This is a genomic window from Phycisphaerales bacterium (assembly GCA_035627955.1).
Classification (GTDB): Bacteria; Planctomycetota; Phycisphaerae; order Phycisphaerales; family UBA1924; genus JAEYTB01.
Window position 1 is genome coordinate 133,026 of sequence record DASPKU010000008.1, and the last position, 6,162, is coordinate 139,187.

Sequence of the window (6,162 nt, forward strand, 5' to 3'; positions counted from 1 at the left end):
ACCCGAGATCAGCGGGGAGGATCAGCAGGGGCTGCCGCCCAGGACGCGGAAGAAGGCTTCGATGTCCTGGTCGGTGCCGATGTCGCCGTCGCCGTTGAAGTCGCTGCCCTGGCAGAAGCAGGTTTCGCAGCAGGTGCCGCCGAGGCATGCGAAGAAGGCCTCGATGTCCTGGTCGGTGCCGGCGTCGCCGTCGCCGTTGAAGTCCTGCGGGCCGCACTCGTTGCCGGGGCAGGAGGAGCCGACGGTGAAGGTGGCCCAGTAGATGTCGTAGGCGGCCTTGCTGGCGGGGAAGGTCTGAGTGCCGGTGCTGTCGGTCACGGCGAACTGCATGTTCGCAGCGGCGGAGGTGCTCTGCGCGATGATGGCGTTCGCGAAGTCGAGCACGTTGCCGGTGCGGAAGTCGTCGGTCGCGGGCGACGGCTGGTTGTTGGCGGTGTTGTAGGTGGAGATGGCGACGTAGTAGGTGCCGGCGTCGTAGTTGCGGACCAGGCGGCTGCGGGACGTGTCGGCGCCGCCCTCGGCGACTGACTCATCGTCGTTCATGTAGCCGGGGACCGGGTTGAGGCTGGCGTCATACACGAGGATCTCGGTGTCCTCGGTGTGGCCCTGGCCGACGGTGGTCAGCACGATCTGGCCGGGGGCGAAGGTGCCCAGGGCCACGGGGGTCACGCTGTCGGTGGAGAGGGTGGAGGAGAAGGGGGCGGTGGTGCCGCTGCCGCCGTTGACGCGGTAGAACACCGTCTCGCCCTTGCCGAAGCCGTACCACTGGTTGAAGCGGGCCGGCGTGGTCGCGGTGGAGGTCGCCTGCATTTCCACGTCGGTGCCGGCGGTGATGCCGGTGCTGGACTGGCTGAGCCCGCGGATGGTGCCGCTGTGGCCGGCGGTGCCGGTGGTGGTGATCTGGAGGCGGTGGCGGTAGATGCCCAGGGGGGCGGCAGCAGTGGTAACGCGGAAGTAGTCGGCGCTGCCGTTGCCGGTGGCCGTGGTGGAGGTGCCGGTCGTGGTGCCGCTGATGGCCTCGCCGGAGTTCATCGCCTGGATGATGTTGGCGCGGGTCTTGTTGTTGTTGTCCTCGATCTCGGTGTAGACGCCGCCGGAGGCGGTGAGCGTCGCGGGCGGGGCCTGGACCGTGAGGGCGACGACGCGGCTGGTGGGGCCGGCGCTGTTGGACGCGTTGGCCGTGAGGTTGTACGCGCCGGGAGTGGCGCCGGCGGGGATGGTCACCACGGCGGTGAAGATGCGGTCGTTGGCGGTGGCGTCGCCGTTGGTGCCGTTGTCGAACATCGGGATGTTGCTGGCGGCGCCGATGGTGGAGGCGTCGAGCGATACATCAGTGGGCATGCCGCAGGCGGCAGCGGTCACAGTTACGGTGGTGCTCGAACCGGGGATGTTGGTGGAGGCGGTGCCGGCGGTCAGGCTCGGGGCGGTGAGGGGGTCAACGCCCTCGCCGAGGGTGATCTCGACCATCATCGGGCCGGTCTGGCTGCCGGGGGAGACGCCCCAGTTGGTGCCGCTGAAGCTGGCGTTGAAGGGGGCGACGACGAGGTAGTACTCGCCGGGAGCGAGGCCGCCGTCACGCCCGTCGAAGTTGGCGCCGGCGCCCTGAGTGCCGGTGGCCGCGTTGGCGCGGGTGGGGCACACCATGCCGTAGGAGAGGGCCGAGCCGTTGCCGGGGCCGTCGTCGTCGTCGGTGCTGGCGGGGGTCGCGAGGGTGCCGGTGGCGTTGTAGAGGGCGATTTCGGTGTCGAGGACGGTGCCGCCGGGGTTGTGAGTGCGGATGTCCAGGTAAACGCTGCCGGGGCCGGAGCTGTTCACGTTGACGGCGGGGACGGTGAACTTGTACCAGAAGACCTGGTTGGTCGACATTGCGATGGAACGGCTGATGGTGCCGTTCGAGAGGGCGCCGAGGTCCTCGGCGGTGGGCTGGGCGTGAGCGAGCGTGGCGACGCCGCCAGCGCAAAGGACAACCGCCGCCAAACGATTACGCGTGGACATTCTTCCTTCTCCTTGGGATGTAACCTGGGGCCCGAACGCCGGCCCGACTTCGTGAGAGCAGATGCGAACGCGGGGGCAAATGGCTCCATCAAACCGTGAAAAACGGCTCAAAAACCGCAGATCAGCGGGAACCCCCGGCTCTTGGGGGATGGTGGACCGGTCAAGGCCGGCTCAAGCCTTCCAGATGGAAGGGACGTCGCCGTGCTCGGCCCGGATGGTGGAGCGGATGCCGCCGCGGCCTTTCCAGTCGGTGCGGATGAGGAGCCAGGTGGGGTTCATGAGGCGGGCGAGGTCGTCGCGGATGCGGTTGGTGACGCCTTCGTAGAAGATGCCCTCGTTGCGGAAGGACTGGAAGTAGAGCTTGAGGCTCTTGAGTTCGACGCAGGTGCCCCCCGCGCGGGCGGGGCGGGGCTCGAAGCGGACGGTGACGGTGCCGAAGTCGGGGTGCCCGGTCTTGGGGCAGGTGGAGGTGAACTCGTCGGCGACGTGCTCGATGACGAAGGGGGTGTCGGTGGGGGTTGGGAAGGCTTCGAGGAGGCTGGGGTCGGGCATGGTCGGCGATGTTAGGTGGGTGGGTGCGGTAGGCTGGAGGGGATGGGCGAGGGGATTGAAGAGGTCGCTGCAGGGGAGGGCTTCACGCACGAGCGGCCGGAGGTGGGGGTGCTGGGGTGGCGGGCGTTGGTGTCGTGGCCGCCGGGGGGGTTCGCGGACTTCGTGCTGATGTTCGGGATTGTCGGGTTCCCGATCATCTTCGGGCGGTTTCTGGCGGGGCAGAGCACGTCGCTCTTCTGGGCTGGTGTTGTCATCGGGGCCGGCGGAGTGATCGCGGGGCTCGTGCTTGGTTGGAGGAAGCTGCGGCGAAGGATGAAGGAGACGCCGTACCGCGGCGCCCTCGTGTCGACGGATGACGCGCGGATCTCGCTGCAATCACCGGATGACGCGGTCGAGCGCGCGGCGTTGACGATGGTGGACGATCCTTTCGAGCCGGTGGTGGTGCGCACGCTGGTGGACCCGCACTTCGGGGAGCTTGAGGCCGACGGCAAGCAGGAGTCGCTGCCGAAGCACAAGGGAATCCCGAAGGTCACTCAGCACTCGGATCGCGGGCGGGCGTGGGCGGACCTGCTGTGCATGCTCGTGGCGATGGCGGCGGTGATGGTGATGCAGAGGGTGGCGACGGGGTCGTGGTGGAAGAGTGTGAGGACGGACGCGATCTGGACTGCGATCGCGATGGCGGGCGTAATGGCCGCGTTCGCAAAGCCCACGTACGTGCGGATCAGCCCGGGGGTGCTGGATGTGGTGCTGTACCCGGCGTTGGGAGCGGGGAGGCCGGTGATTGAGCGGTATGACCTGCGCACCTCGCGTGTCGTGATCGACGCGAAGAAGGGGTGGATCGCGGTGTTCGATCAAGCGAGGGCGTCGCGCAAGGCGGTGTATTTGCGCACGCGGTGGGCGATCACGCGCGAGAGTGTGGGCGCGTGGGTGGTGCGGGCGGCGCGGTCGAAACAGCCGACGCCGCCGTTGCCGATGGATGACTTGATCGGGTGAGGGGGAGGCATCAAGGCACGCGGCATCAAGGCATCGAGCGGGAGCAAGTGAAAAAAGGGCCCGCGTGTGCGGGCCCTTTGGAGTCATGGAGGAGTGCCGAGCTGTCGCTTAGCGGCCGCCGCCGGGGGGCGTGGTGGGGCGGTCAGGGTTGTTGGGGTCCGTCGGGGGCGTGCTGGGGTTGGACGGACGCATGGGGTCGTTGGGGTTGAGCGGGTTGATCGGCTGGCTGGGCTGGTTGGGGTTGTTGTTGCCGGGCGTGGTGCCGGGGGTGGTGTTGGGGTCGCGGCGCGGCGTGCCCATGTCGCTGCCGGTGAGGTTCTGCTGGAGGTCCTTGGCCATCTGCAGGTGCTGGCGGAGGGTCGGCAGCGTGCGGGCGGCGAAGGCGCGGACCTGGGCGTCCTCACCCTGGCGGGCCTGACGGTCAAAGAGGTCGACGGACTTCTGGTGGCTCTGCACCATGTGGGTCACGAACTCGCGGTCGAACTCGGCGCCGTTGAGCTGGTTGAACTTCTGGACCATGCTCTTGTGGTCCTGGGGCAGCTGCGTGGGGACGTCGATGTTCTTGTTGCGGGCCAGGGTCATCAGCTCTTCGTTGGCCTTGGTGTGATCATCGATGATCTTCTGGGCGAACTGCTTGAGCTGCTCGTTGCTGGCCTGGCGGGTGCCGAGGCGGCCGAGCTCGACTTCCTTCATGCCGCTGGCAGCGGCGGTGGTGACGAAGTCCTTGTCGATGGCGCGGATGGCCTGGTTGTTGTTGCCCTGGTTCTGGCTGCCGAACTGCTGGCGGTTCTGGTCGTTCTGCTGCCAGTTGACGTCGTTGCGGTTGGTGGTGTTGATGTTGGTGCGGTTGTCGGTCCGCATGTTGGTGTCTGTGCGGTTGGTGTCGCTGCGGAAGGTGGTGTTGTCGCGGTAGTCGCTGCGGATGGCGGTGTCGTTCCGCATGTTGTTGTTGGTGGTGTTGTTGCGGAAGGTGGTGTTGGTGCGGTCGGTGGAGCGGTACTCGACGCCCCTGTCATAGCGGTCATCGTCACGGTTGCGATCACAGCCGACGACAGCAAAGCCAGCAGACGCGACCAGCAGAAGGACTCTCATCTTCATGACTCAGACTCCAGTTGGAAAGGGATTGCTCGCCCCCACGGTGGCAGACCTGCACAGGGCGGTGCCGGGTTGAACACTGGGTGAGAGCCGGTCGAAATCCCCGGTCGCCGGCTGTATTCACCCGGGCGCAGAGCACTTGCACGCCGGACTTCACCGTGTGCTTAGCGGGGGCGCGGTCCAATACACGAGCAGATAGGAGGCGAATATGTCCCAGCTTGGACCCATCCCTCAGCCGGGCCACGGCGTGCGGCAGCAGCGAGAGTCGAATGTCCCACCGCAGCAGGTGAGGGAGATCACCGAGGAGGAGATGGCGGCGCACTCGCCGGATGGGCGGGTGCCAGACCCGCGGTCGCGCGGACGTGGGCGGAACGTGTTCTGGATCGTGCTGGGGATTGGCGTACCGCTGGTGCTGGGGACGGTGATCTACATCGGGGGGATGCCGGCGCTGCTGATGGGGCTGGTGTACGTGGCGGTGTTTGCGGCCGTGGCGTTCCCGGTGTGGTACGCGGGGATGATGCGCAAGCGCGAGGAGACCGAGGCGAAGCACATCGTTCAGACGACGCTGGATGAGAATCAGGACAGGAGCAGGGCGGCGTAGGGATTGCTGATCGGGGGTGATCGCGTGATCCCCTGCCGAGGGGTGTCGCTTGCACCCGGCGGGACGGGGTTGGCTATACTTCACGCAGTGACAGGAGCCCGTTCGGCATCGGTGCCGGGCGGCTCACGATCCGACCAGCGCTTGCTCTCGCCCGAGTTTGATGCAGCGATTGGGTTTCAAGTTCCTCGGGCAGAGTTCCAAGTCAAATGATGAAGCTCTATGTCGGTAACCTTCCGTTCAGCACGGACGATGCTCAGCTGCGCTCGCTGTTCGAGGCGCACGGCCAGGTCGTCTCCGCGTCCATCATCATGGACCGTGACACGGGCCGCCCCCGCGGCTTCGGGTTCGTCGAGATGGCGGATGACAACGAGGCCCGCAACGCCATCGAGGCGATGAACGGCGCCAACGTCGACGGCCGCAACATCGTCGTCAATGAGGCCAAGCCCCGCGAGGCGCGCTCGGGCGGCTTCGGTGGTGGCGGCGGCGGCGGTCGTGGCCGCGGCGGCTACGGCGGCGGCGGTGGTGGCGGCGGCTACGGCGGCGGCGGCGGCGGACGCGGTCGCCGGTGATCGAGACATCGCTGATGTCCGCGACCGACACCGCACATCCGGGCTCCGGAACGGCGCCGCTCGCGTCTCCGTTCCAAGCGCTCGGGCTCAGTGACGTTCTACTGCGCGCGGTGCACGGCGCGGGCTACAGCGAGCCGACGCCCATTCAAGCGCAGGCGATCCCGCCTGCGCTTGAAGGGCGCGACGTGCTCGGTTGCGCGCGCACCGGCACGGGCAAGACGGCGGCCTTCGTGCTGCCGACGCTCGCTCGTTGGCTGGCGTGGCGCGCCGACGCGGCGGCGAGCACCAAGCAAACGCCGCGCATCATTCATACGCTCGTGCTCGCTCCGACTCGCGAGCTCGCGGCGCAAATTGGCG

7 protein-coding genes are annotated in these 6,162 nt (G+C 67.6%); 4 read left to right on the forward strand and 3 right to left on the reverse strand.

Annotation, left to right across the window (positions count from 1 at the left end; genetic code table 11):
- Positions 1-21: 21 nt before the first annotated feature.
- Entirely contained in the window at positions 22-1,995 is a 1,974-nt protein-coding gene (locus tag VD997_08245) for a choice-of-anchor X domain-containing protein (GenBank protein ID HYE61974.1), read from the reverse strand.
- Between the two features lie 171 nt (positions 1,996-2,166).
- Complete coding sequence (queF, locus tag VD997_08250; GenBank protein ID HYE61975.1) at positions 2,167-2,547, reverse strand: preQ(1) synthase; 381 nt, start codon at positions 2,545-2,547, stop codon at positions 2,167-2,169.
- A gap of 42 nt (positions 2,548-2,589) precedes the next feature.
- Between queF and VD997_08255 the strand changes: the two genes are divergently transcribed.
- Positions 2,590-3,540: a hypothetical protein gene (locus tag VD997_08255; GenBank protein HYE61976.1), complete on the forward strand. Its 951-nt coding sequence runs from the start codon at positions 2,590-2,592 to the stop codon at positions 3,538-3,540.
- Positions 3,541-3,648: 108 nt separating this feature from the next.
- Here VD997_08255 and VD997_08260 read toward each other — a convergent pair whose 3' ends face one another.
- Positions 3,649-4,638 (reverse strand): DUF4142 domain-containing protein, encoded by a 990-nt coding sequence (locus VD997_08260; GenBank protein ID HYE61977.1) that lies wholly within the window; start codon positions 4,636-4,638, stop codon positions 3,649-3,651.
- A gap of 205 nt (positions 4,639-4,843) precedes the next feature.
- Here VD997_08260 and VD997_08265 point away from each other — a divergent pair, with 205 nt between their 5' ends.
- The 3 genes from VD997_08265 to VD997_08275 all read left to right on the forward strand — a co-directional run.
- Complete coding sequence (locus VD997_08265) at positions 4,844-5,236, forward strand: hypothetical protein (GenBank protein HYE61978.1); 393 nt, start codon at positions 4,844-4,846, stop codon at positions 5,234-5,236.
- A 206-nt stretch (positions 5,237-5,442) separates the two neighbouring features.
- Positions 5,443-5,805, forward strand: a complete 363-nt coding sequence (locus VD997_08270; protein ID HYE61979.1) for an RNA-binding protein — start codon at positions 5,443-5,445, stop codon at positions 5,803-5,805.
- Positions 5,802-6,162, forward strand: a 361-nt coding sequence (locus VD997_08275) for a DEAD/DEAH box helicase (GenBank protein HYE61980.1), incomplete at its 3' end; no start/stop codon positions are given. The genes VD997_08270 and VD997_08275, both read left to right, overlap by 4 nt.

Excerpts from the sequence above, each read along its gene's own strand:
- VD997_08255 (HYE61976.1), top strand. The coding sequence starts at position 2,590 with ATGGGCGAGGGGATTGAAGAGGTCGCTGCAGGGGAGGGCTTCACGCAC.
- queF (HYE61975.1), bottom strand. The coding sequence starts at position 2,547 with ATGCCCGACCCCAGCCTCCTCGAAGCCTTCCCAACCCCCACCGACACC.
- VD997_08265 (HYE61978.1), top strand. The coding sequence starts at position 4,844 with ATGTCCCAGCTTGGACCCATCCCTCAGCCGGGCCACGGCGTGCGGCAG.
- VD997_08245 (HYE61974.1), bottom strand. The coding sequence starts at position 1,995 with ATGTCCACGCGTAATCGTTTGGCGGCGGTTGTCCTTTGCGCTGGCGGC.
- VD997_08260 (HYE61977.1), bottom strand. The coding sequence starts at position 4,638 with ATGAAGATGAGAGTCCTTCTGCTGGTCGCGTCTGCTGGCTTTGCTGTC.
- VD997_08270 (HYE61979.1), top strand. The coding sequence starts at position 5,443 with ATGATGAAGCTCTATGTCGGTAACCTTCCGTTCAGCACGGACGATGCT.